The 23671-nt window shown below is 66.9% G+C and carries 22 protein-coding genes; 6 read left to right on the forward strand and 16 right to left on the reverse strand.

The features are described 5' to 3' along the window. The first annotated feature begins 161 nt into the window (after positions 1–161). From BMW87_RS26210 to BMW87_RS26230, 5 genes are read left to right on the forward strand one after another with little or no spacing between them, the layout of a single operon-like run. The gene (locus tag BMW87_RS26210) at positions 162–1442 is read left to right on the forward strand and encodes an ABC transporter substrate-binding protein (protein WP_093079858.1); all 1281 of its coding nucleotides are present in this window, start codon (positions 162–164) and stop codon (positions 1440–1442) included. Continuing rightward, complete coding sequence (locus BMW87_RS26215; protein ID WP_093079860.1) at positions 1442–2323, forward strand: carbohydrate ABC transporter permease; 882 nt, start codon at positions 1442–1444, stop codon at positions 2321–2323. The genes BMW87_RS26210 and BMW87_RS26215 overlap by 1 nt, the downstream gene beginning before the upstream one ends. Further along, the gene (locus BMW87_RS26220) at positions 2320–3168 is read left to right on the forward strand and encodes a carbohydrate ABC transporter permease (protein ID WP_093079863.1); all 849 of its coding nucleotides are present in this window, start codon (positions 2320–2322) and stop codon (positions 3166–3168) included. The genes BMW87_RS26215 and BMW87_RS26220 overlap by 4 nt, the downstream gene beginning before the upstream one ends. 32 nt (positions 3169–3200) lie before the next feature. Further along, positions 3201–4304 carry an ABC transporter ATP-binding protein gene (locus tag BMW87_RS26225; protein WP_093080009.1) on the forward strand — a complete coding sequence of 368 codons (1104 nt, stop codon included), beginning with the start codon at positions 3201–3203 and terminating at the stop codon, positions 4302–4304. 41 nt (positions 4305–4345) lie between these two features. Then, positions 4346–5398, forward strand: a complete 1053-nt coding sequence (locus BMW87_RS26230; protein ID WP_093079865.1) for an NAD(P)-dependent alcohol dehydrogenase — start codon at positions 4346–4348, stop codon at positions 5396–5398. Here BMW87_RS26230 and BMW87_RS26235 read toward each other — a convergent pair. Continuing rightward, positions 5385–6290 carry a LysR family transcriptional regulator gene (locus tag BMW87_RS26235; protein WP_093079868.1) on the reverse strand — a complete coding sequence of 302 codons (906 nt, stop codon included), beginning with the start codon at positions 6288–6290 and terminating at the stop codon, positions 5385–5387. The genes BMW87_RS26230 and BMW87_RS26235 overlap by 14 nt on opposite strands. 102 nt (positions 6291–6392) lie before the next feature. On the opposite strand from BMW87_RS26235, the gene BMW87_RS26240 reads away from it, so the two are divergent. Next, positions 6393–7148 carry a sulfite exporter TauE/SafE family protein gene (locus BMW87_RS26240; protein ID WP_093079870.1) on the forward strand — a complete coding sequence of 252 codons (756 nt, stop codon included), beginning with the start codon at positions 6393–6395 and terminating at the stop codon, positions 7146–7148. 7 nt (positions 7149–7155) lie between these two features. On the opposite strand, the gene BMW87_RS26245 is transcribed toward BMW87_RS26240, so the two are convergent. The 15 genes from BMW87_RS26245 to nirB all read right to left on the reverse strand — a co-directional run bounded on the left by BMW87_RS26245 (position 7156) and on the right by nirB (position 23650). Continuing rightward, positions 7156–7635: an NUDIX domain-containing protein gene (locus BMW87_RS26245; protein ID WP_256216920.1), complete on the reverse strand. Its 480-nt coding sequence runs from the start codon at positions 7633–7635 to the stop codon at positions 7156–7158. Continuing rightward, positions 7635–8084, reverse strand: a complete 450-nt coding sequence (locus BMW87_RS26250; RefSeq protein WP_093057879.1) for a GatB/YqeY domain-containing protein — start codon at positions 8082–8084, stop codon at positions 7635–7637. The genes BMW87_RS26245 and BMW87_RS26250 overlap by 1 nt, the downstream gene beginning before the upstream one ends. 110 nt (positions 8085–8194) lie before the next feature. Beyond that, positions 8195–8407, reverse strand: a complete 213-nt coding sequence (rpsU, locus tag BMW87_RS26255) for a 30S ribosomal protein S21 (protein WP_007833691.1) — start codon at positions 8405–8407, stop codon at positions 8195–8197. A 111-nt stretch (positions 8408–8518) separates the two neighbouring features. Beyond that, positions 8519–9757, reverse strand: coding sequence for a BaiN/RdsA family NAD(P)/FAD-dependent oxidoreductase (locus BMW87_RS26260; RefSeq protein ID WP_093079873.1), 1239 nt, complete (start codon positions 9755–9757; stop codon positions 8519–8521). Further along, positions 9754–10542 (reverse strand): YaeF family permuted papain-like enzyme, encoded by a 789-nt coding sequence (locus BMW87_RS26265; RefSeq protein ID WP_093079876.1) that lies wholly within the window; start codon positions 10540–10542, stop codon positions 9754–9756. Before BMW87_RS26265 ends, BMW87_RS26260 begins: the two co-directional genes overlap by 4 nt. Next, the gene (locus BMW87_RS26270; protein WP_093057876.1) at positions 10542–11672 is read right to left on the reverse strand and encodes a sterol desaturase family protein; all 1131 of its coding nucleotides are present in this window, start codon (positions 11670–11672) and stop codon (positions 10542–10544) included. The genes BMW87_RS26265 and BMW87_RS26270 overlap by 1 nt, the downstream gene beginning before the upstream one ends. 64 nt (positions 11673–11736) lie before the next feature. After that, complete coding sequence (locus tag BMW87_RS26275; RefSeq protein ID WP_093057875.1) at positions 11737–12627, reverse strand: ABC transporter permease; 891 nt, start codon at positions 12625–12627, stop codon at positions 11737–11739. A gap of 75 nt (positions 12628–12702) precedes the next feature. Beyond that, positions 12703–13620 carry an ABC transporter permease gene (locus BMW87_RS26280; protein ID WP_093057874.1) on the reverse strand — a complete coding sequence of 306 codons (918 nt, stop codon included), beginning with the start codon at positions 13618–13620 and terminating at the stop codon, positions 12703–12705. Between the two features lie 16 nt (positions 13621–13636). After that, positions 13637–14905, reverse strand: a complete 1269-nt coding sequence (locus tag BMW87_RS26285; RefSeq protein ID WP_093057873.1) for an ABC transporter substrate-binding protein — start codon at positions 14903–14905, stop codon at positions 13637–13639. A gap of 70 nt (positions 14906–14975) precedes the next feature. After that, complete coding sequence (locus tag BMW87_RS26290; RefSeq protein WP_093057872.1) at positions 14976–16097, reverse strand: ABC transporter ATP-binding protein; 1122 nt, start codon at positions 16095–16097, stop codon at positions 14976–14978. Between the two features lie 86 nt (positions 16098–16183). Continuing rightward, complete coding sequence (gene cobA, locus BMW87_RS26295) at positions 16184–16993, reverse strand: uroporphyrinogen-III C-methyltransferase (protein ID WP_093079878.1); 810 nt, start codon at positions 16991–16993, stop codon at positions 16184–16186. Beyond that, on the reverse strand, positions 16990–17895 hold the full coding sequence (gene ybiB, locus BMW87_RS26300) for a DNA-binding protein YbiB (protein ID WP_093079881.1): 906 nt from the start codon (positions 17893–17895) through the stop codon (positions 16990–16992). The genes cobA and ybiB overlap by 4 nt, the downstream gene beginning before the upstream one ends. 62 nt (positions 17896–17957) lie before the next feature. After that, positions 17958–20756, reverse strand: coding sequence for a nitrate reductase (locus BMW87_RS26305; protein ID WP_093079882.1), 2799 nt, complete (start codon positions 20754–20756; stop codon positions 17958–17960). A gap of 3 nt (positions 20757–20759) precedes the next feature. Continuing rightward, a complete protein-coding gene (gene nirD / locus BMW87_RS26310) occupies positions 20760–21158 on the reverse strand; it encodes a nitrite reductase small subunit NirD (RefSeq protein ID WP_093057868.1) in 399 nt (132 codons plus the stop codon). Positions 21159–21169: 11 nt separating this feature from the next. After that, the gene (nirB, locus tag BMW87_RS26315) at positions 21170–23650 is read right to left on the reverse strand and encodes a nitrite reductase large subunit NirB (protein ID WP_093079885.1); all 2481 of its coding nucleotides are present in this window, start codon (positions 23648–23650) and stop codon (positions 21170–21172) included. Between the last annotated feature and the right edge of the window lie 21 nt (positions 23651–23671).

Below are 23671 nucleotides of genomic sequence, written 5' to 3' on the forward strand. Positions count from 1 at the left end.
CAACCGATTGGCGAATTCGTACGCCACCCCCGGCAAAACCCCAAGCCCGCTGGTCATCGAAGTACCAGTCCACCGGCGCGCGTGTACGCAGCGCCCGCCCACGGCTGCATACGCTTCGTCCCTCTCGCAAGCCCTTCACAAACAAGACCAGGAGACGAACGATGACGAACCGAGCCACGCGCTGCATCAAGGCCGGCGCACTGTTGCTGGCGGCATTGGCCGCAGCGGGCCATGCGCAGGCGCAGCAGGCCTGCAAGGACGATGTGCGCGTGCTGTCCCAGCCGCGCGACGGACTGACCCTGCTGGAAAAGTACAAGGACGAGTTCAAGGCGCTGAGCGGCGCGTCGTTCAGCATCGACAACCTCAACGAGAACGACCGCCGCACCAAGACCCGCGCCGACGCCTCGACCGTCGGCAAGTACAACGTGTACTACGTCGACGAGGCCAACGTGCCGCTGTTCGCCCAGTCGAAGTGGATCGTGCCGCTTGCCAAGTACTACCCGGCCGACTACGACTACGCCGACTTCGACCCCGGCCGCCAGAAGGTCGCCACCTTCGACGGCCAGGCCTGGTTTGCGCCGCTCACCGGTGGCGGCGACTTGCTGGTCTACCGAAAGGACCTGCTCGAGAAGGCCGGCATCAAGCCGCCCACCACGCTCGAGGAATTCGCCGAAGCCGCGAAGAAGCTCAACGACCCGGCCCACGGCATCTACGGCGTGGCCCTGCGCGGCCAGCGCGGTTCGGGTGCCAACGTGTGGCGTTGGATGCCGTTCTTCCGCGGCTACGGCGGCCAGTGGTTCGACGGCGACAAGCCCGTGTTCGATTCGCCCGCCGCGGTGAAGGCCACGCAGACCTACCTCGACCTGTTCAAGTACTCGGCGCCCGGCACCAAGACCGGCGGCTGGGACGAGGCCACCGGCGCCTTCCTCGCGGGCAAGGTGGCGATGCTGATCGAGTCGACCCCGCTGGCCGGCAACGCGCTCGACCCCAAGATGTCGACCGTGATCGGCAAGGTCGCCTACCTGCCGCCGCCCACGCCGCTGACCGGCGGCGGCTACGGCCACGGGCTGGCCATCGGGGCCAAGGCCAACAAGACCGAGGAGGCGAAGAAGTGCGCGGGCCTGTTCGTCGCCTGGGCCACTTCCAGGCAGCAGGAGCAGCGCCGCCTCGCCGAAGGCCAGTTCGGCGAGCTCAACCGCACCAGCGTGCTGGGCAGCCCCGAGTTCGCCAAGCGCTACGGCGCCGACCTCGGCAAGGCGCTGGCCGACACCGGCAAGCTCACGGCCGTGAACTTCTGGCAGGACGCCGCCTGGCCCGACCTCGGCGACCGCTGGGGGATCATTCTCGAAGAGCTGATCACCGGCTCGCGCACCGACATCAAGGCCGGCCTCGACGAGCTCGACGCCTACGCGAAGCAACTGATCGCACGGCGCAAGAAGTGATGGCCGCCAGGGAGAAACGAAAAAAGACAAGGCTGCCGGTCGTCTTCATCGGGCCGGGCCTGCTGGTGCTCGCGGTGCTGGCGCTGGTGCCGACGCTGTTCGCGATCGGCATCTCCTTGCAAGACCGCGAGCTCGGGCAGGCCGATTCCAGCTGGGTCTGGATGTCGAACTACATCCAGCTGTTTTCCGACCGGCGCTTTCTCAACTCCGTGCGGGTGTCGCTGGTGTGGGAAGTGTTGACGGTCAGCGCGACCATGGGGCTCGCGGTGCTGCTGGGTGTGCTGCTGTTCCAGTGCACCACCGCGCGCTGGCGCAACCTGCTGTCGATGCTGTTCATCGTGCCCGTGCTGCTGCCGCGCGTGTCGGCCGCCTTCGTGTGGAAGTTCGCCTTTCATCCGCTGTTCGGACTGCTGACGTATCCGTACAAGGCGATCACCGGCGAGCCGCTGGACCTGCTGGCCAGCCCGCTCACAGCGCTGCTCACGGTGGCGTTCGTGGACGTGTGGCAGTGGGGGCTGTTCTTTGCGGTCATCGTACTGAAGCTGCTCGAGACGCTGCCGCCACAGCCCTTCGAGGCCGCGCGCATGGACCATGCGAAGACCTGGGAGGTGTATGCGTACGTCGCGCTGCCGATGCTGAAGGCGCCGCTCATCAGCCTGACTTTCGTGAAGATGGTCGAGTCGCTGCGCGCCTTCGATCTGATCTACGTGATGACGCGTGGCGGGCCCGGCATCTCCACCGAGACGCTGGACATGTACGCCTTCTCGCAGGGCTTCATCGAGTCTGGGCGCATCTCGTACGCGTCGAGCATGGCTGTGCTGATGATGGTCGCCTCGACCGTGGCGTTCACCTACATCTGGAAATGGACGCGACCGGAATGAGCGCTTTGCAAAAAAAGAAAACCCCGTTCTCCCCAGGCACGCTGCTAGCCCGGCTGGTGCTGGTCGCCGCAGGGCTCTCCGCGCTGGTGCCGGTGTTCTGGACCTTTCTCAACTCGTTCAAGAACCGGGTGGACATCGTCTCGGCAGTGCCGAAGATTTTCTTTACGCCGACACTGGAGAACTACGTCTACGTGCTGAGCCGCGAGGCCGTGGCGCAGGGGCTGCTCAATTCCATCGTGGTGGTGGGCGCGGCGGTGATCGTCGGCGCGGTGCTCGGGCTGCCGGCTGCCTATGCGCTCGCCCGCTATCCGCTGCGCTGGGCTGACGACATCCAGTTCTTCGTGCTGTCGATGCGCTTCCTGCCGCCCGTGGCCGTGGCCATTCCGCTCATGGTGATCTGGCTGCAGCTGGAGTTGTACGACACGCGCTTCGCACTGATCGTCACCTACACGCTGCTCACGCTCTCGACCGTGATCTGGCTCGCCATACCGGCCTTCAAGGCTGTGCCGAAAGAGGTGGAAGAGGCGGGTCGCGTCGACGGCTACGGTCCCTATGCGATCTTCTTCAAGGTGGCGCTGCCGATTGCCGCGCGCTCGCTGGTCGGCGCCATCGCCTTCGGCTTCGTGCTGGTGTGGAACGAGTTTCTCATTGCGCTGATGCTCACCACTTCGGATGCGAAGACGCTGCCCATCGTTGCCTCGGAGCTGAGCCAACTGGGGCGTGACGTGCCGTGGGGCATCTTGAATGCCTCGGTCATCCTGCTGTCGCTGCCACCGCTCTTGATGGTCGGCGTGCTCAGCGGCTTCCTCAACGCCGCCTTCAAGCGCAAGCGCGACGCAGCATGAGCCAGATCATTTCCTTTCCCTCGAAGAACAACATGTCCGCAATCAGCTGTCACAACATCATCAAGCGCTACGGCGAAACACAGGTCGTGCACCAGTTCGACCTCGACGTGTCGGACAACGAGTTTGTCGTGTTCCTGGGCCCCTCGGGCTGCGGCAAATCGACCATCCTGCGCATGCTCGCGGGGCTGGAAGATATTTCCGACGGCGACCTGCTGATCGGCGGCCAGCGCGTGAACGACTTGCCGCCGCAGGAGCGCGGCATTGCCATGGTGTTCCAGAACTACGCGCTCTATCCGCACATGAGCGTGCGCGACAACATCGCGTTCGGCCTCAAGCGCCTGAAGGTGCCCAAGGCCGAGATCGATGCGCGCATCAAGGAGGTATCGGACACACTGGGCCTGGAGCGGTACCTGCAGCGCAGGCCCACCGAGCTGTCGGGCGGCCAGCAGCAGCGCGTGGCGATTGCGCGCGCCATGATCAAGACGCCCAAGGTGTTCCTGTTCGACGAACCGCTGTCCAACCTCGACGCCAAGCTGCGCAACCACATGCGCATCGAGATAGCCCGGCTGCACCAGGCGCTGAAGACCACCACCGTGTACGTCACGCACGACCAGCACGAGGCCATGACGCTGGCCGACCGCATCGTGCTGCTGCGCGACGGGCGCATCGAGCAGGTCGGCTCGCCGCGCGAGATCTTCGAGCGGCCGCGCTCGGCCTTCGTGGCCGGCTTCATCGGCACGCCACCGATGAACCTGGTCGAGATGATGGTGCGCGATGCTGACGGCAGCTTCGAACTGGCGGGCCGCGAAGGCACGGTGCGCGTGGACGCGCGCCGCTTCGCACTCGAAGGCCGCGAGCGTGTGACGCTGGGCGTGCGGCCCGCGCACCTGCAGGTCGACACGCAGGGCGGTCGCGCAGGCGGCTTTGCCGGCGAGGTGCAGCTCATCGAGTACCTCGGCAACGAAGTGCTGGTGAGCTTCGGGCAGGGCGAGAGCGAAATCGCTGCGCTGATGCCCTCGGCGCAGTGCCCGCGGCTGCGCGATGCGGTGCGCTTCGTGGCCGACCCGTTGCAGGTGCACCTGTTCGACATCGACACCGGTGCCTCGCTGCTGCGCACCGACACCCCTTTGCATTGACGCACTGACACATCCAAACACCCCTTCAAGGACGAAAAGAAATGAAAGCACTGGTTCTGGAAAAAGCGCATGAGCTCAGGCTGCGCGACGTAGACCTTCCCCTGGACGTGGGGCCGCGTGACGTGAAGATCCGCATGCACACCGTGGGCGTGTGCGGCAGCGACGTCCACTACTACCAGCACGGCGGCATCGGCCCCTATGTGGTGGAAGATCCAATGATCCTGGGCCACGAGGCCTCGGGCGTGGTGGCCGAGGTGGGGGCGGAAGTCACGCACCTGAAGCCGGGCGACCGCGTATGCATGGAGCCCGGCATTCCGCAAATGGACTCGCGCGCCACGCTCGAAGGCATCTACAACCTCGACCCTGCCGTGCGTTTCTGGGCGACGCCGCCGATCCACGGCTGTCTTACGCCCTTCGTGGTGCACCCGGCGGCCTTCACCTTCCGCCTGCCCGACAACGTGAGCTTCGGCGAGGGCGCCATCGTCGAGCCGCTGGCCATCGGTCTGCAGGCCGCGAAGAAGGCGGCGCTGAAGCCGGGCGACGTGGCGGTGGTCATCGGCGCGGGCACCATCGGCGCGATGACGGCGCTGGCTGCACTTGCGGGCGGCGCGGCGCGCGTGATCCTCGCGGACCTCGTGCCCGAGAAGCTGGCGCTGTTTGCGGACAACCCGGCCGTCACCACGGTCGATGTGCGCAACACCAAGCTCGCCGACACCGTGAAGTCGCTGACCGACGGCTGGGGCGCCAACGTGGTGTTCGAAGCCAGCGGCAGCGCGCGCGCCTTCGACGACATCTTCGAGCTGCTGTGTCCCGGCGGCTGCCTCGTGATGGTGGGCATACCCGCTGGCAAGGTTGCCTTCGACATCGTGGCCATTCAGGCGAAGGAAGTGCGCATCGAGTCGGTGTTCCGCTACGCCAACATCTTCCCGCGCGCGCTGGCGCTGATCGCGTCGGGGCAGGTCGACGTGAAGCCCTTCATCTCGCGCACCTTCGCGTTCGAAGATGGCATCGAGGCCTTCGAGGAGGCCGCTGCGGGGCGCGCGACCGACGTGAAGATCCAGATCGAGTTTGGGGAGCCCGTCACTTCCTCGTAGCTTCTTCCGGAGGCGCGATCAGGTGCTCGAGCATGCGCCGGGCGTTGAGCGGCAGGTCTTCCGACGAGCGCACGCAAGCCATCAGCGTGCGCTCGGCCCATTTGTCGGCGAGCGAGGCGCGCGCGATCTTCATCGAGCGGGCGCAACGTTCGGCCGCGGTCTGCGGCACGATGCCGACGCCGATGCCGTACTCCACCATGCGGCACACGGCCTCGAAGTTGCGCACGCGCACCCGGTAGGCCAGGTGCTTGCCGAGCGCACGCACATGCTGGGTGATCAACAGCTGCAGTGCGCTGTCCGCGGGCAGGCCCACGAATTCGCTGTCGACCACGTCGGCCAGCCGCAGGCGCCGGCGTCCGGCGAGCGCGTGGCCGCGGGGCATCACGAGCACGAGGTCGTCGCGGCGGAAGGGGTGGCATTCGAGGCCTTCGCTGTCGATGGCGTCCGAGACGATGCCGATGTCGCACAGGCCGGCGCGCAGCGCGTCCACCGTGTCGGGGCTGGGACGCTCCTCGAGGTCGACCGAGATGCGCGGATGCTCGGCGAGAAAGCGGCTCAGCACCTCGGGCAGGTGCTCGGTCAGCGCCGAAGTGCCGCACATGAAGCGCACATGGCCCTTGAGACCCTGGCCGTATTCGCCGAGTTCGCCGCGCAGCCGCTCCATCTGCTGCAGCACGACGCGCGCGTGGTGCAGCAGCGTGCGGCCGGCCTCGGTGGGGCGCACGCCTTGCGCGTGGCGGGTGAGCAGCGGGCTGCCGAGCGCGTCTTCCATGCCGCGCACGCGCTGGCTGGCGGAGGCCAGCGTCATGTGCGAGCGCCCGGCGCCGCCGGTGAGGCTGCCGGCTTCGACGACGTTGAGGAAGAGCCGCAGGTCGGTGAGATCGAATCGCATGGTTCGGCGGAGTGTGCACCAGGAGCCTCAGCCGCAGCCTGAGGCTACCTCTGCGAATGCCCGATTTCCAGAGGCCGGCTTCGTCGGCAGAGTCGTGTCCCGATGACGCATTCGATCGACGCAACGAGTTTCTGGGCCGCCGCCGCGGCGGTGTACCTGCTGGCCGGGGTGATCAAGGGCGTGGTCGGCCTCGGGCTGCCGACGGTGTCGATGGCGCTGCTCGCGCTGTGGATGTCGCCGGTACAGGCCGCGGCGCTGCTGATCGTGCCGTCGCTCGTCACCAACATCTGGCAGACCGGGCCGCGCGCGACCTTCATGCCGGTGCTGCGGCGCATCGGCGGCATGCAGGTGGGGGTGGTGATCGGCACGCTGGGCGGGGCGCTGTGGCTGGGCGTGCCGGCGGGGGCCTGGGCTTCGTTCGCGCTCGGGGTGGCGTTGGTCGTCTACGCGGTCTGGGGGCTGACCGGGCAGCAGCTTCACGTGACCGACGCGCAGGCGCGCTGGGTGGGGCCGCTGGTGGGCATCGTCACGGGGCTGGTGACGGCGGTGACCGGAGTGTTTGCGGTGCCGGCGGTGCCGTACCTGCAGGCGCTGGGGTTCCAGCGCGATTCGCTGATCCAGGCGATGGGGATCTCGTTCACCACCTCGACGGTGGTGCTGGCCATCGGGCTGGTTGGGAACGGGGGCTACCCGATGTCGGCGATGGGCGGGTCGATCGCCATGCTGGTGCCGGCCATCGGCGGCATGGTGCTCGGGACCTGGCTGCGGCAGCGGCTCTCGGTGGCGGTGTTCAAGCGCTGCTTCCTGATCGGGCTGGCGCTGCTGGGTCTGTACATGGCCGCGCGCGCCGGGCTGTGAGCCGAAGTCAGGCTGCCAGCAGCAGGGCAGCGCGAACGCGCTCGATGGTCTGGCGGTAGGGCAATGCGAAGTCGTCGAGTGCATCGCCCGCTTCGAGCCAGCGGAACGCGAACACCAGGCCTTCTTCTTCAGGGCTGCCCGTGGCCATGTGCGTGAAGGTTTCAGGCAGGGCGCCTTGGGCGCGCATCAGGAAAAGGTGCCACAGCTGCGGGTGGCGGTGCGTGTTGCCTTCGACGCCGGCTTCGCATTCGCGGTGCAGCGTGCCCAGCGATTGCAACGGGCCGGTGTAATCGAGGCCCGATTCCTCGAGCAGCTCGCGGCGCACCGCCACTTCAGGCGATTCACCGGGCTCGATGGTGCCCTTGGGCAACTGCATGTTGCCATCCTCGGGATGGCGGAACACCAGCAGCCGGCCCCGCGCGTCAACCATGCAGGCGCAGGCCTTGGGGATCGTGGCGGAGGGGCTGCTGCCGGTGCTGTTCATCATCAGGCGCCCGTCAGAGCGGCCTTGACCGCTGCGCTGACCTGGCCCATGTCGGCCTTGCCGGCGAGGCGGGTCTTGACTACGCCCATCACCTTGCCCATGTCGCCGGGGCCGCTGGCGCCCAGCTCGGCCACGATGGCCTTCACCGCGGCCACCGTTTCATCGGCGCTCATGCGCTGGGGCAGGTAGGCCTCCAGCACCTTGATCTCGGCGGCTTCCTTGTCGGCCAGATCGGGGCGGCCACCGGTGGTGAAGGCCGCGATCGAGTCCTTGCGCTGCTTGACCATCTTGTCGACGATGGCGACGACCATGGTGTCGTCGAGTTCCACGCGCTCGTCGACTTCCTTTTGCTTCAGGGCGGCGAGCAGCAGGCGGATGGTGGCCAGGCGCTCGGAGTCCTTGGCGCGCATCGCCGTCTTCATGTCTTCGGTGATTTGTTCTTTGAGAGTCATTCGGCAACCTTTCGGAAAAAACAAAAGCCGCGGCAGGTTTCCCTGGCGCGGCTGAGGCAACGGGGCGGCGGTGCTGACTTTCGTCTGGAGCCGGCCGCCCTGGGTGTTGCTTAGTACAGCTTCTTGGGCAGCTGCATGCTGCGCACGCGCTTGTAGTGGCGCTTGACCGCGGCGGCCTTCTTGCGCTTGCGCTCGGCGGTCGGCTTTTCGTAGAACTCGCGGGCGCGCAGGTCGGTCAGCAGGCCGAGCTTTTCGATGGTGCGCTTGAAACGGCGCAGTGCGACGTCGAAGGGCTCGTTTTCTTTAACGCGGATGGTGGTCATTGATGAATCGTTGAAATGAATTTGGCCTGGAGAGATCGAGGCCCCAAGCCGGGGTTCCTCAACTGAAAACTTTTTGCGGCCGTTGAGGGGAGGCCAAGAGTTAGCCCGCGATTATAGCGCGGTTGCGCACGCGTGGGCGCTCGCCCAGGCCCATTGGAAGTTGTATCCGCCCAACCAGCCGGTCACATCGACCACTTCGCCGATGAAATACAGGCCCGGCTGCTTCGATTCCATGGTCTGGGACGACAGGTCGCGGGTGTCGACTCCGCCGGCCGTGACTTCGGCTTTTTTGTAACCTTCGGTGCCGCTGGGGGTGATCTGCCAGCGGGCGATGCGCTCCGACAGGGCCGCCAGCGACTTGTCGGCAGCTTCGTTGACAGGACGTTGCAGCGCCGGATCCTGCCCGACCCAGGCGTCAGCCAGCCGGGAGGGCACCAGCGTGGCCAGTTCGTTGGCGATGCGCTTTTTCGAGCGCAGCTTGGCTTCGCCCAGCGCCTCCGCCACGTTCATGCCGGGCGCGAAATCCAGCGTGAGCGGGGTGCCGGGCTTCCAGTAGCTCGAAATCTGCAGCACCGCCGGGCCAGACAGGCCGCGGTGGGTGAAGAGCAGGTCTTCGAGGAAGGCCATCTTTTCCTTCTTCGCTCCGGTCTCGATGCGCACCGGCAGCGCCAGGCCGGCCAGTTCGGCATACGGCGCCCAGCCTTCGCCGCCGAAGGTCAGCGGCACCAGCGCCGGACGGGGGGTGACGAGGCGCAGGCCGAACTGCTCGGCAAGGCGGTAGCCGAAGTCGCTGGCGCCGATCTGGGGGATCGACAGGCCGCCCGTGGCCACCACGATCTTCGGCGTTTCGATCAGCCCGTGATCGCTCTCGATTTGATAGCTGCCAGCGCCCGACTCATCAGCATCAGCGCCAGAAAACGCAATCTTCCCGACCTTGCACGGCTGCCACCGCTCGACCCCACCCGCCGCGCATTCCGCCAGCAGCATGTCGACGATCTGCTGCGACGAGCCGTCGCAGAACAGCTGCCCCTTGTGCTTCTCGTGGAAGGCAATGCCGTGTTTTTGCACCAGCTCGATGAACTGCTGCGGCGCATAGCGCGACAGCGCCGAGCGGCAGAAATTCGGGTTGTCGCCGATGAAGTGGCGCTGCGGTGCGCGCACGTCGAGATCGCGGTTCGTGAAATTGGCTCGCCCGCCGCCCGAGATGCGGATCTTCTCGCCCACCTTTTCGCTGTGGTCCACCACCAGCACCCTGAGCCCGCGCTGACCCGCCACGCCGGCGCAGAACAGCCCGGCAGCCCCGGCGCCGATCACGACGACGTCGAAGCGCGATGAAGCGGCCGCGCTCAAGGGCCGTCTGCCGCGAGCAGCGGCGGCGGGTTGTATTTCAGGTGGCCCACGTAGCGCAGCGGCTGCGTGGTGGCAATGGAGGGCACGTCGCCCTCGCGCATGTGCAGCAGGTCGGACGGGCTCACCCAGCGCGGGTCGGCGCTGGTGATCGGCAGGCCAGCCTGTTTGTAGGCCTCGAGCACGAACTGCGAGCAGAAGAACTGGTCGTCGCGGCTTGCACCCAGCTGCACCATCGCCATGCCGCTCACGCAGTAGTTGCTGACCGCGCTTGGCACCAGCGGTAGTTCGCACAGGCGCCGGTTCAGCACGAAAGGCGCGTTCAGCAGCACGCCCACGGTGTTGTAGCGCGCGCCGACCTGCGACAGCGCCCATTCGCGCATGCGCCCGGCACCGGCTTCGTCGACGCCCGGCACGCGAAAGGCCACCACCATCTGCTCTTCATCGACCAGATCGGCCAGCGGCCGCGCGCGCACGCCGGTGCCCACGGCTTCGGCGATCTGGCCGTCGCCGAGGTACAGCACCGCGTGGCTCACCGGCGAGAAGGTGCCCAGCCGGATGCCGAAGGAATTCACCGTGGCGATGGAGGTCAGCAGGATGTCGCCGGGCTCCAGCGCGTCGGCCGCGATGAGTTCGCCGCCGTTGCCTGGCGCGATGACCGAGCTCTGCACCCGCAGACGCAAGCCGGCATCCTTGGTCGGCAGGTCGATGCGGGTGGCGCAGGCCGTGAGCAGCAGGGCAGCGCCCGCGGCAACGACGACCGCGGCGGTCTTGAACGCGGCGCGCATCAGCCCTTCCAGATGAACGGAAACTTCAGCTGCTTGAAGAAGCCGTTGGGCACGTAGTCGCCCAGCACGCCGTATTTTTCGGGCCAGAGCTTGGTGCTCTTCACCGCGGTGCCGAAGATGTAGTCGAGAAAGGCGTAGTGCGCCGCGTAGTTCTTGTCGAGTGCTTCCTGGTCCTGGCTGTGGTGCCAGTGGTGGAAGTTGGGCGTCACGATCAGGTAGCGCAGCGGACCGAGCCGCACGCTCACGTTGCAGTGGTTGAACACCGCCTGGAAGCCGACCACCACGATGTAGGCGTCGATCACGTCCTTGCTGAAGCCCAGCACATAGATGGGCGCCAGCACCAGCGTGCGCGTGATCAGCAGTTCGAGGATGTGCTGGCGCGAGCCCGCCATCCAGTCCATGCTCTTCACGCTGTGGTGCACCGCGTGCAGGCGCCACAGCACCGGCACCTCGTGGTAGGCGCGATGCGTCCAGTACTGCACGAGGTCGGCCACCAGAACGATCAGCAGCAGCCCGGCCCAGAACGGCAGGTTGCCCACCCAACCGCGAATGCCGTCATTGGCGGCCCAGCCGAAGAGCTTGTGCACCATCAGGTTGGTGGCCAGCAGCACGAAGCCCACGATCATGTGGTTCACCACGAAGTGATGGAAGTCGGTCTGCCACTCTTCGCGGAACACGGGCTGGTCTTTGCGCAGCGCAAAGAGTTTCTCGATGAAGATGAAGATCAGCGACGAGCCCAGCAGGTCGAGGATGAACCAGTCGAGCCCGATGTACGGCGTGTTGTCCGCGAAGTCGTGCACCGGCACCTTGTGCCCGCCGAGCAGCGCCGACGCCACCACCAGCAGGAACGCCGCCGACGAGAGCCAGCGCGAGCGGTTGAAGATGATGTTGACCAGCGACAGCCCACCCGAAATGACCAGCGCCGCCAGCAGGATGTAGCGCATCACGTCGACGTTGTAGCTCTTGCGCAGCTCGGGCGTGGTGAGGTACTGCGGAAAGTGGAAGGCCAGTACGCCGAGGAAGCACAGGATGGCCAGGCTCAGTGCGATGGTGCCTGTGACCAGCCCTTGGCCACGGCGCAGTTCGCCGTGGTTATGGGTGAATTCGTTGAGTTTGTCGATGTCCAGCATGCCCGCCTCTCTCGCTTGTACTTTGTGTTGGAGCGCGATTTTAGAGGCGGCTGTAGGAAAAATCTCACCTGGGCCGCACAGCCCTGCGGCGCAGCAGCGCGGCCGAGCCCAGCGCCACGGCCATCACGAGCAGCGACACGACGGTGGTCACCGTGCCCAGCGCATAGATCGACGGCGTGGTGACGGTCGAGGTCAGGCCCTGCAGCTCGAGCGGCAGCGTGTTGACGTCGCCGATGGCCTGCGAGGTGCGGGCGATCTCGTCCCACGACAGCGTGAAGCCGAACATGCCGATGCCCACGATCGACGGGCCGATCAGCGGCAGCACCACGAAGCGGAAGGTCTGCCACGGCGTGGCACCGAGGTCGCGCGCGGCTTCCTCATAGGCGGGGTTGAAGCGGTTGAACACCGCGAACATGATGAGCAGGCCGAAGGGCAGCGTCCAGGTCAGGTGCGCGCCGAGGGCGGAACTGAACAGGCCCAGCGCGGTGCCGTAGCCTTCGAGCAGCGTGGTCGCGTCCATCGCCGTCAGCACGCTCTTGATGCCCGTGTCGATCAGCCGGAACTGCAGGCCGATGCCGAGCGAGATGATGATCGACGGCATGATGAGGCTGGCCACCGTGACGAAGAACAGGGCGTTGCTGCCCGCGAGCTTCTTGCGGAACGCCAGGCCTGCCAGCACCGACAGCACGACAGTGAAGGCCATCACCACCGCGCCCAGCGCCAGCGAGCGCCTGAAGGCCGCGCCGATGTCCACTGTGCCCAGCCCTTCAGCCAGCTTGTAGAACCAGTGCAGCGAGACGCCGCGCAACGGGAAGGTGAGACCGCCCTCGGGGCCCTGGAAGCTGAGCACGAAGATCGTGATCATCGGGCCGTAGAGGAACAGCACGAACAGGGCGAAGACCGTGGCGAGAGGCCAGAAGCCGGGGCTGCGTTGTTCGCCTATGCGTTGGCTCATTTGTATTTTTCCTTCAGGGCGTGAGCGCGCCCCGAACGACGCACCCCAAACAGAACGGAAGAATCCAGGTTCACCCTAGAGCTCCTTTCGAATGTCGACCAGCCGTGTCAGCCCCCAGATGATCATCAGCACGACAGCCAGCAGGATCATCGCGTTGGCCGCAGCCAGCGGAAACTGCAGGTACGAGGTCTGCACCTGGATGATCTTGCCGATGGAGGCGATCTGCTGGCCGCCCATCACGCCGATGGTGACGAAGTCGCCCATCACGATGGTGATGACGAAGATCGACCCGATCAGGATGCCGGTGCGCGACAGCGGCACCACCACGTTCCACAGCGTCTGCCAGCCCGAGGCGCCCGCATCGCTGGCTGCTTCGAGCAACGAGCGGTCGATGCGCATCATGCTGTTGAAGATCGGCACGATCATGAACATCGTGTAGAGGTGCACGAAGGCCAGCACCACCGAGAAATCGGAGAACAGCAGCCACTCCACAGGCTGGTTCACGAGGCCCAGGCCCATGAGCGCCTGGTTGACCAGCCCGTTGCGCCCCAAGAGCGGCACCCACGAGATCATGCGGATCACGTTCGAAGTCCAGAAGGGCACCGTGCACAGCACGAACAGCACCGTCTGCATGGTCGACGAGCGCACGTGGAACGCCAGGAAGTACGCAACCGAAAAGCCGATCAGCAGTGTGATGCCCCACACCAGCACGCAGAACTTGAACGTGCTCAGGTAGGTGTTGAGCGTGACGCACAGGTCGCCGTTGTCGGTGAGGCGCGAGCAACCCTCGAACAGGCTCAGGTAGTTGCGCAGCGTGACCGCAGGGATCAGCTCGTATTCGTTGAAGTTCCACAGGCTGACCATCGCGACCAGCGCCAGCGGAACCAGGAAGAACAGCAGGAACACCAGCGCGAACGGCGCCGCCTGCCACCATGCTTTCACAGCATGGATGGGCGTGGTGGCGACGGACGCGCTGGTCGAGGGGGCGCTCACAAGCTCAGGTCGAAGGTCAGGCCGCGACGAACTCGTTCCACTTGCGGACCATGTACTCGTTCTCGTCCATCACGGCGTTCCAGCAGGCGATGCCGCCCATGCGCTGTTCGTAGCTGCCGCCGTCGCGCACCGAGCCTGCCTTGGCGATCACGTCGCCCTGCGGGCTCTTGATGTCCTGCGCGGCGGGCTTGCCTTCCATCCAGTAGGCCCACTCGTAGGCTTCCATCTTGGTCTTGGCGGTGTCGAGCACGGCGCTGTAGTAGCCCTGGCGGTTGAGGTACGCACCGGCCCAGCCGTCGAGGAACCAGTTGATGAACTCATAGGCGCCATCGAGCTTCTTGCCCGAGAGCGTGGCCGGCAGGCCGAAGCCCGAGGCCCAGGCGCGATAGCCTTCCTTGAGCGGCTGGAAGGTGCAGTCGATGCCCTTGCTGCGCACGGCCGTGACGGCGGGCGACCACATCGACTGGATCACGACCTCGCCCGAGGCCATGAGGTTCACCGACTCGTTGAAGTCTTTCCACAGCGCGCGGAACTGGCCGGCCTTCTTGGCTTCGATCAGGGTCTTGATCGTCAGGTCGATCTCGGCCTTGGTCATGTTGCCCTTGTCGGCGTACTTGTGGATGCCCTTGGCCTCCACCACCATCGCGGCGTCCATGATGCCGATCGACGGAATGTTCAGGATCGCGGTCTTGCCCTTGAACTCGGGGTTCAGCAGCTCGGCCCACGAAGAGATCGGACGCTTGATCAGGTCGGGCCGGATGCCCAGGGTGTCGGCGTTGTAGGTGGTCGGGATCAGCGACATGAACTGCGTGGCCGACTTCGCGAAGACCTTGCTCTTCTCGCCCTCGAGATAGATCACCTTGACCGGCGCCGTGCCCTGGCTGCCGACCTTCTTGCCCGCAACTTCGCCCTTGGTGAAGAGCGAGGTGATCTTGTCGGCGTTCTTCACGCGCTTGGTGTCGATGCCCTTCAGGTTGCCGGTCGGCACGATCTTCTTGAGCGAGAAGAACTCGGTATCGATCAGGTCGAAGCTGTTGGGGGCGGTCACGGCGCGCTTGGTCACGTCGTCGGTGGTCACGGCCACGTACTGGATCTCGATGCCGGTGTCGGCTTTGAATTTTTCGGCAATCGCCTTGTCCTGGTTCACCGCGGTGCCGAGGTAGCGCAGCACGATCTTTTCCTGCGCATGCACGAAGGGCGCGATGCCCGTGGCCAGGATGCCGGCCGTGCCTTGCAGGAGGGTGCGGCGCTTGACGCCGTTGGACGAGTCGATGGAATCGGTCATGGCTGAGTCTCCAGAGAAAAAAGTGGAAAGAAACGAACGCAGGAAAAAGGGAAGCAGGTTGCGGATGCGCTCACAGGGTCATTGCGAGCGCGGCCGTGTCGTCGCGCTGGCGAGCCCCGGCGTTGGCGGGCGCCGAAGCCCGCTCGCCCGGTGGCTTGACGCCGGGGCCGAGCACGCGCGCGTCGGCTTCGGCCCATGAGAGGCGCACCGCCTCGCCGTGCGCATAGGGGCGCGCGAGGAAAGCGGCTTCGCCGAGCAGCACAGAGACGTTCTGGCGCCCGGCGGCAGCGCCTTCGAGCGCCAGGCCGAGCAGCACGTAGGTGCCCTGGTATTCGACGTCGGTAACGGTGGCGGCAAGGGCAGTGCCAGCCGCGTCGCCCTCCGAAGCCGCGGCGATCCGCATGCGGTCGTTGCGCACCGCGATCGGGCCGGCTGGCGTGTCGAACACGTTGTGGCCGCCCATGAAGCGCGCCACGAACTCGCTCGCCGGGTGGTTGTAGACCGCGTGCGGCGAGCCGACCTGCTCGATCACCCCGTGGTTCATCACCACCATGGTGTCGGCCAGCGCCATCGCCTCTTCCTGCGAGTGCGTCACGTGCACGAAGGTCAGGCCCAGTTCCTTCTGCCAGCGTCGCAGCTCGGCGCGCATCTGGATGCGCAGGAAGGGGTCGAGCGCCGACAGCGGCTCGTCGAGCAGCAGCACGCGCGGCTCGGTGATGAGTGCTCGCGCCAGCGCCACGCGCTGCTGCTGGCCGCCAGAAAGCTCACCGGGCTTGCGGTTGGCCAGGTGGCCCATCGCGACGCGTTCGAGCAGGTCGTTGGCGCGCTTGTGGCGCTCGGCCTTGCCGACGCCCTTCATCTTGAGGCTGAAGGCCACGTTGTCGGTGGCCGAGAGGTGCGGGAACAGGGCGAAGCTCTGGAACATCATCGCCGTGCCGCGCGCTGCCGCGGGCAGGTCGGTGATGTTGCGGTTGTCCAGCAGGATGTCGCCGCTGGTGACGGACTCGTGGCCCGCGATCATGCGCAGCGTGGTGCTCTTGCCGCAGCCCGACGGGCCGAGCAGGCAGCAGTAGCTGCCGCTGGCAATGCGCAGGTCTATCTGGTCGACGGCGGCCGGTGTGCCGGGGGCATAGCGCTTGGTGAGCGCGACGATCTCGACTGCGGCGGGTTCGGGCGTGGCGACGGCATTCATTGCCGATGGCTCAGCACGATCCATGCCACGTTGTGGTGCGCGGCGCCCGTGCCGCTCGTGCTGTCCTCGCCCTGGTCAGGTGCCGATCAGGTACCGAACTTGTCCGCGTCCACCGGTACCTCGGCGGCTGCCAGTCCGCGCAGCACGTCGCCCACCACGATCACAGCCGGGCTGGCCAGCCCGGCCTCGGCGATGCCGTTCTGCAGGTTGCCCAGCGTGGTCGCGATGTGCCGCTGGTGCGGCAGGCTCGCATGCTGGATGACGGCCACCGGCGTGTCGCCCGGCAGGCCTTGCAGCAGTTCGCGTTCGATGTGCCCGGCGCCCGACACGCCCATGTAGATAACGAGCGTGAGCCGCGCGTTGTACGCCGTCGCGGCCAGCGCGCGCCAGTCGGTCGGGTCCTCGGCTGCGCCGGCCCCTGTCTTGGCATGGCCGGTGACGAACACCACGCCCTGCGCATGGTCGCGGTGCGTGAGCGGCACGCCCAGCGCGGTCACGGCCGCCAGGCCGGCGGTGATGCCGTTGACCACAGTGCATTCGATGCCGGCTTCGCGCAGGTGCTCCACTTCTTCGCCGCCGCGGCCGAAGATGAACGGGTCGCCGCCCTTGAGGCGGACCACGGTCTCGCCTTCGCGCACCGCGGTGATCATCAGCCGCTCGATGAATGCCTGCGGCGTGCTCTTGCAGCCGCCGCGCTTGCCCACGTGCACGATGCGCGCTCCGGGGCGGGCGTAGGCCTGCACGATCTCGTCGTTCACGAGGTCGTCGACCAGCAGCACCGTCGCGGCCTGGATTGCCTTCACGGCCTTGACGGTCAGCAGCTCCGGGTCGCCGGGGCCGGCGCCCACCAGCGTGCAGCGGCCGGTGATGAGGGAGGTGGGGGTGTCGTTGTTCATGCGTGGGATGCCAGTTGCGTGATGTGCCTGACTTGCGCCGCAATGGCTTCGGGCACGGGAAGCTCGCCGGCCAGCACGCGGCGCATGTAGTCGGCGGTGGTGGCGACGTCGATTTCCTTCGGCAGGCCCGGCACTTCGGCGGTGGTGCCGGCCTGCTGCGCCTGCAGTTCGGTGCGCACGCCGCGCACGAAGCCGTCGATCTGCGCGGTGCGGCGCGGGTCGGACACCACTTCGCCTTCGAGGCCGCGCGAGAGCAGGGCGGTCATGCCCGTGAGTTCGAAGGTCTCGCCCATGGTGCGGGCGTATTCGGGGTGTGTGTAGCTGGCCACCACCACGCAGGGGCCGGCGGTGGGCTGCATCAGCTTCACTACGCTGTGGCCCGGGTTGCGCAGGCCGACCACGCGGCGCACATCGAGGAGGCGCTTGAGCGCGGGGTTCAGCAGTTCGGTGGGCGCAAAGGCCGCTTCGCCGTTGGCGATGGGGCGGATGGCGGTCATGGGCGGAACATCGAGCGCCGAGAGCACGTTCGACGCCAGCACGCGCGAGGTTTCGCTCGCACTGCCGTGCACCAGCACCGGCAGGCCTTCGCGCGCCAGCAGCAGCGCCAGCAGCGGCGTGAGCACCGGCAGCTTGCGCGCGCCGTTGTAGCTGGGCAGCACGACCAGCGCCCGGTCGCCCGCCGGAATGCGGTTCAGCCGCGCATGGGTGGCATCGAGAAAACCGGCCATTTCCTCAGGCGTTTCGCCCTTGATGCGCATGGCCAGGCAGAAGCCGCCGATTTCGAGGTCGGTGACGGTGCCGTCCAGCACCTGGCCGAACAGGTCGGTGGCCTGTTCACGCGTGAGCGGCTTGGCGCCTCGCGCGCCGCGGCCGATTTCCTTGATGTATTGGCTGATTCCCATGGGTAGGCGGATTGTCCTGCAACGCTTATGCCGGAATGTCATTCGGCTTATGCACAGGGCTGTCATGGGGCTTCCACCATCGCTTCGGCCGGCGTAGCCCGCACCATGCGCCTGAGCTCCGGAATGCACGAGCCGCAGTTGGTGCCGCACTTCAGCGCGCCCTGCAGCTTGGCCAGCCGCTCGTCGGCGGTGCCGGTGCAGCGGCCCAGTTCGGTCTGGATCGCCACGTCCGCCACGTTGAAGCAGGTGCACACCGTCTTGCCGCGCGACTGCACCGCCACCGGCGCTTTCGAGCCCGGCGACAGCAGCAGGCGGCCGTAGCTTTGCGCCGGCAGTTCCTCGCGCAGCAGCGTGGAGATCCAGGTTTCGGCGCTGGTGTCGCCGCCCAGCAGGAAGGCTTCGAGGCCCGCGCTGCCGTCGGCACGGCGCACCAGCCGGGCCGAGCGGCGCTGGCCCCGGCGGCGGTCGGCGTAGCGCAGGGTATCGGCGGTCTGCAGGCCGAGCAGGGCTTCGATCTTCTCGACCAGCGCGTCGTCGGGTGCGTCGTGCGCGGCGGCGCGAAAGAGCAGGCCGCTGCGTTCGGCGCCCTGCGTGTTGCCGGCAAACGGCACGCAGGTCGCAAAAGGAAACAGCGCCATCATCGGCTGCAGCGCGCGGTGCGCGGCCAGCGCGTCGCCATCGGGCAGCCAGGCCATGGCCAGCAGCGACCACGGCAGCTCGGCCTTGAGGATCTTCACCGGCGTGTGCTTCAGCTCGGGCTGCTTCGAGGTCGGACAGTAGGCCGGCGTGGTCAGCGCGTTGATGCCCGCGAGCCGTGTGCCGTTCGACGAGCAGCCGCTCAGGTACTCCTCGCCCCAGTGCATGGCGACGAACGCCTGGCTCAGCCCCACCTCGGCGCTGGCGCGCGCGGGCAGCATGATCGAGCCGCGCCTGGAGGTCAGGTGCACCAGGTCGCCTTCGCGGATCTGGCGGCGCGCCATGTCCTGCGCGTTCATCTGCACCACCGGCTCAGACACATGGCCGAACAGGCGCCCGACGGTGCCGGTGCGGCTCATTCCGTGCCACTGGTCGCGCAGGCGGCCGGTGTTCAGCGAGAAAGGGTAGCGGGCCTCGCGGGCTTCGGCCACCGGCTTGTAGGCCGTGTCGACGAAGCGGGCGCGGCCATCGGTCGTGGGGAACACGCCGTCTTCGTAGAGGCGCACGCGGCCGGTGCTTTCGCCTTCCTTCAGCGGCCACTGCTGCGGGCCGGTGGTTTCCAGCATCACGTAGCTCAGGCCGGTGATGTCGAGGTCGCGCCCGCGCGTGGACTCGCGATGCTCGTTCCAGACCGATTCGGCGGTCTCGTACGGAAACAGCGTGAACGCGCGACCCAGCTGCCTTTCGAGCCGGTGCGCGAAGGCCACGGCTATCGACCAGTCGTTGCGCGCCTCGCCGGGCGCCGGCACGGCCGGGCGCACGCGCGAGATGCGGCGCTCGCTGTTGGTCACGGTGCCTTCCTTCTCGCCCCAGGTGGTGGCTGGCAGCAGCAGGTCGGCAAAGGCGCAGGTGGCGGTAGTGGCAAAGGCTTCCTGCACCACGACGAACTCGGCGCGTTCCAGCGCGCGGCGCACCGTGGCCTGGTCGGGCATCGACTGCGCCGGGTTGGTGCAGGCGATCCACAGCGCGCGGATCTCGCCGTCGGCCGCGGCCTGGAACATCTCTACGGCCGTCTTGCCCGGCTTCTCGGGCACCGAGGGCACGCCCCACAGCGCGGCCACTTCGGCGCGGTGATCGGGGTTCGCCAGGTCGCGGTGCGCGCTCAGCAGGTTGGCGAGGCCGCCGACTTCGCGCCCGCCCATTGCATTGGGCTGGCCGGTCAGCGAGAACGGACCCGCGCCGGCGCGGCCGATCTGCGCGGTCGCCAGGTGCAGGTTGATGAGCGCAGCGTTCTTCGCCGTGCCGCTCGACGACTGGTTCAGGCCCTGGCAGTACAGGCTCAGCGTGGCGGGCGAGGTGGCGAACAGCCGCGCCGCCTCGAGCAGGTCTTCCTTCGGGATGCCGCACACCTGCGCGACCTTGTCCGGCGTGCACTCGCGCACCGTCGCCTTCAATGCGTCGAAGCCGTTGGTGTGCGCCGCGATGTACTTCGCGTCGATCCAGCCTTCCCACAGCATCAGGTGCAGCATGCCGTTGAACAGCATCACGTCGGTGCCGGGCTGGATGGGCAGGAACAGGTCGGCGATCTCGACCGTGTCGGTGCGGCGCGGGTCGGCCACGATGATCTTCAGCGCCGGGTTCGCGGCCTTCGCGTCCTCGATGCGGCGAAAAAGAATGGGGTGCGCCCACGCCGTGTTGCTGCCCACGATGAACAGGCAGTCGGCGTGCTTCAGGTCGTCGTAGCAGGCCGGCGGCGCGTCGGCGCCCAGCGTCTGCTTGTAGCCGGCCACGGCGCTGCTCATGCACAGGCGCGAGTTGGTGTCGACGTTGTTGGTGCCGATCAGGCCCTTGGCGAGCTTGTTGAAGACGTAGTAGTCCTCGGTGAGCAACTGGCCGGACACATAGAAGCCGACCGAGTCCGGGCCGTGGTCGCGGATCACCTGCGCGAACTTGCCGGCGGCGTTGTCGAGCGCGGTGTCCCACGTCACCGCGGTGGGCGCTTCTGCGCGCGCGAGGCGTTGCATGGGCTGCAGCAGCCGCGTCTGCCGCGTGACCGTGGCGCTGGCCGTGAGGTGCAGCGTCGAGCCCTTGGTGCACAGCCGGCCGAAGTTCGCCGGGTGGTCAGGGTCGCCGCGCACGCCGGTGATTTCGCTGCCCTGCGATTCGATGATGACGCCGCAACCGACGCCGCAGTAGGGGCAGGTGGAGCGGGTCTCAAGCGTCATGGGTTATTCCAGCGGCAGAACCGTCAGCACCGCGAACGGCTTCGGGCCGGCGACCGGGCGTTCCAGGTCGATGGCGTGCGTGGCCAGTTCGCCCGCGTCCAGGTGCACCACGCCGTCTTCCACCTTCACGGCGAACTTCGGCGTGCAGCCTTCGTCGGGCGACCTGGCGCAGCCGTCGTCCAGCCCGATGGCCCAGTTGTGCAGCGGGCAGGCCACGCTGGTGCCGAACACGATGCCCTGGCTCAGCGGGCCACCCTTGTGCGGGCAGCGGTCGAGCAGCGCGAACACCTCGTTCTCGGCGTTGCGGAACACGGCAACGTCCACGCCGGCAGGCCGCGCCACGCGGCGGGCGCCGAGCACGGGGATGTCGTCGATGCGGCAGATGACTTTCCAATCGCTCATGGTGTCTCCTTTCAGGCGGTCTGGTGGGTGTCGATCGGCGCCGTCAGCGGCGTGAACTGCCGCACATCGACCGAAGCCTGCGCTGACTCGAACCACGGATCGGGCTCGCCGTCGAGCGCGAACTGCAGGCGTTCCCACAGCGCCTTGCGGCCTTCGGCGTCGTCGAGGATCTTCTTCTTCACGTAGTCCAGCCCCACGCGGCCGATGTAGTGCACCGTGCGCTCCAGGTACCAGCCCTCTTCGCGGTACAGCTGCAGGAAGGCGCCCGAGTACTCCATCACTTCCTCGGCCGTCTTCACCTTCACGAGGAACTGCGCAACCTCGGTCTTGATGCCGCCGTTGCCGCCCACGTAGAGTTCCCAGCCCGAGTCGACGCCGATCACGCCCACGTCCTTGATGCCGGCTTCCGCACAGTTGCGCGGGCAGCCCGACACCGCCAGCTTGACCTTGTGCGGCGAGTACATGGCCCACAGGGCGCGTTCCAGGTCCTTGCCCATCTGCGTGGAGTCTTGCGTGCCGAAGCGGCACCACTCGCTGCCCACGCAGGTCTTCACCGTGCGCAGCGACTTGGCGTAGGCAAAGCCGCTGGGCATGCCGATGTCCTTCCAGACGTTTTCCAGGTCTTCCTTCTTCACGCCCAGCAGGTCGATGCGCTGGCCGCCCGTGACCTTGACGGTCGGAATCTTGTACTTGTCGGCTGCGTCGGCAATGCGGCGCAGTTCGTCGGGCGTGGTGTGGCCGCCCCACATGCGCGGAATGACGGAGTAGGTGCCGTCCTTCTGGATGTTGGCGTGGCTGCGCTCGTTGATGAAGCGGCTCTGCGGATCGTCCTTGGCCTCCTTCGGCCAGGTGCTGATCAGGTAGTAGTTGATGGCCGGGCGGCAGGTGGCGCAGCCGTTGGGCGTGCGCCAGCCGAGGTTGCGATACACCTCGTCGTGCGTCAGGTAGTGCTCCTTGCGGATCGCGTCGCGCACGTCCTGGTGGCTCGCGTCGGTGCAGCCGCACACGGCCTTCTTCTTGGGCGTGGCCGAGTAGTCGCCGCCGGCGGTGAACATCAAAATCTGCTCGACCAGCCCGGTGCACGAGCCGCAGCTGGCACTGGCCTTGGTGTGCTTCTTCACCTCGTCGAGCGTGAACAGGCCCTTTTCCTTGATGGCCTTGCAGATGGTGCCCTTGCTCACGCCGTTGCAGCCGCAGACCTCGGCGTCGTCGGGCATGGTCGCGGCCTTGTTGTGGCCCTCGTGGCCGGTGTCGCCGATGTTCGATTCGCCGAACATGAGCTTGTCGCGGATGTCGTGCACGCTGCGGCCGTCGCGCAGCAGCTTGAAGTACCAGCTGCCGTCCACCGTGTCGCCGTAGAGGCAGGCGCCCACCAGCTTGTCGTCCTTGATCACCAGCTTCTTGTAGACGCCGCCGAAGGGGTCGCTCATGACGATCTCTTCAGTGCCTTCGCCGCCCATGAACTCGCCGGCCGAGAACAGGTCGATGCCCGTCACCTTCAGCTTGGTGGAGGTGAGCGAGCCCAGGTAGCGGCCGATGCCGAATTGCGCCAGGTGGTTGGCCGCCACCTTGGCCTGCTCGAACAGCGGCGCGACCAGGCCGTAGGCAATGCCGCGGTGCGCCGCGCACTCGCCCACCGAGTAGATGCGTGCATCGGTCACGGTCTGCATGGTGTCGGTGACGACGATGCCGCGGTTGCAGTGCAGGCGCATCTTCTCGGCCAGCTCCACGTTGGGGCGGATGCCTACGGCCATCACCACCAGGTCGGCCGCCACCTCGGTGCCGTCCTTGAAGCGGATGGTCTTGACGCGGCCGCCCTTGCCGTCGTCGCTGTCGCCGACGAGGTCTTGCGTCTGCGCACCGATCCGGAACTTCAGGCCCCGGTCTTCCAGCGACTTCTGCAGCAGCTTGCCCGCCATGTCGTCGAGCTGGCGCTCCATCAGCCAGGGCATCACGTGCACCACAGTCACGTTCATGCCGCGCAGCATCAGGCCGTTGGCGGCTTCGAGGCCCAGCAGGCCGCCGCCGATGACCACCGCGTTCTTGTGCGTGCGCGCGGTCTCGATCATGTAGTCGGTGTCGGCGATGTCGCGGTAGGCGATCACGCCCTTCAGGTCCTTGCCGGGCACCGGCAGCATGAAGGGGTTGGAGCCGGTGCACATCAGCAGGCGGTCGTAAGCGGCCTCGGTGACATCGCCTTGCGAATCCACGGCGCGCACGACGCGCTTGACGCGGTCGACTTCCACCACCTTCTTGCCGGCGTGCAGCGTGATGTTGTTGTCCGTGTACCACTCCCAGCTGTTGAGCACGATCTCGTCGACCGTCTGCTCGCCCGCCAGCACCGGCGACAGCAGGATGCGGTTGTAGTTGGGATGCGGCTCCGCGCCGAAGACGGTGATGTCGTACAGCTCGGGCGCGATCTTCAGCAGCTCTTCGAGCGTGCGCACGCCGGCCATGCCGTTGCCGACCATTACGAGTTTCATTTTCTTCATGGGGCTGGACCTTTCAGGGAA

It is taken from the genome of Variovorax sp. OV084 (genome assembly GCF_900111625.1).
In the GTDB taxonomy this organism is placed as follows: domain Bacteria; phylum Pseudomonadota; class Gammaproteobacteria; order Burkholderiales; family Burkholderiaceae_C; genus Variovorax.